The sequence below is a fragment of the Seongchinamella unica genome (assembly GCF_004354085.1).
Classification (GTDB): Bacteria; Pseudomonadota; Gammaproteobacteria; order Pseudomonadales; family Halieaceae; genus Halioglobus; species Halioglobus unicus.
Map to the genome: position 1 here is coordinate 1 of NZ_SMSE01000010.1, position 1,330 is coordinate 1,330.

The window sequence follows — 1,330 nt, forward strand, 5'->3', positions numbered from 1 at the left end:
GATAACGTAAATTATCTTTCGCACTTTTGAAGAGGGGCGGTGATCCCCCGAGTTGATAAGATTGAGTTGCGAAGCTTAATCCGACAACAGAAGGAAGATCACCACCATGACTAACAATAGCGAGAGCAAGACGCTGGGTAAAGTCGTTCAAATCGATGATGAACGGATTCAGGATCACCTGGGTGAACTGGTACGAGGCACCGTAGAGGAGACGCTGAATGCCATGCTGGACGCCGAGGCTGACGCAATGTGCGGCGCCCAGCGCTATGAACGAAGCCCAGACCGTATCGACACCCGCGCCGGCCATTACGAGCGCAAATTCCATTCCAAGGCCGGTGAAGTCAATCTCAAGATGCCGAAGCTGCGCAAGCAGACCTTCGAGACGGCCATCATCGAACGCTACAAGCGCCGGGAAACCTCGATTGAGGAAGCTTTGATGGAGATGTACCTGGCCGGGGTCTCCGTACGCCGGGTGGAGGATATCACCGAAGCCTTGTGGGGCACCCGCGTCAGCTCCGGCACCGTGAGCAAGCTGAACAAGAAGGTCTACAAGCACATCGAGACCTGGCGGAATCGCCCCATCGAAGGGGAATATCCCTATGTTTACCTGGACGGCATCGTGCTCAAGCGCAGTTGGGCTGGCGAGGTTCGTAATGTCTCGGTGCTCGTTGGCATCGGCGTAGATCAGGACGGCTACCGCCGTATTCTGGGTGTCCAGGAGGGCCACAAGGAGGACAAGGCCGGCTGGAGCACGTTTCTGGAACACCTGAAGAGTCGCGGGCTCACCGGTGTCCGCTTGATTGTCTCTGACGCTTGCATGGGGCTGTCCGAAGCCGCTGCTGAATACTACCCGGATGCTGACTGGCAGCGCTGTACGGTCCACTTCTACCGCAATGTATTCAGCCATGTTCCCCGTGCCAAAATGCGCCAGGTCTCGGCCATGCTCAAGGCTATTCACGCCCAGGAGAGCCGCGAGGCGGCACTGGATAAGGCCAATAAAGTGGTAGCGAATCTACGGGAAATGCGGCTACAGAAGGCCGCTGAGCTGGTGGAGCGCTGTATCAGTGAAACACTGGCTTACTACGGTTATCCGCAGACCCACTGGCTCAAGATCCGCACCAATAACCCGCTGGAAAGGATTATGCGAGAGATTCGCCGTCGCACCCGTGTAGTGGGCGCATTTCCCGACGGAGATTCGGCAGTCATGTTGGTGGCGGCCAGACTGCGGCATATTGCCAGCAGTAAGTGGGGAACCCGCAAGTACGTCTCGATGGACTGGTTGCGGCAGCAGGAACTGGAGGCTCAATATTCAGCTTGAGGAATACCGCCC

General features: G+C 57.0%; 1 protein-coding gene. It reads left to right on the forward strand.

Annotated features, from left to right (window positions below; all coding sequences use genetic code 11):
• Nucleotides 1–106 precede the first annotated feature (106 nt).
• Nucleotides 107–1,318, forward strand: a complete 1,212-nt coding sequence (locus E2F43_RS18970) for an IS256 family transposase (protein ID WP_133215706.1) — start codon at nucleotides 107–109, stop codon at nucleotides 1,316–1,318.
• Nucleotides 1,319–1,330 lie beyond the last annotated feature (12 nt).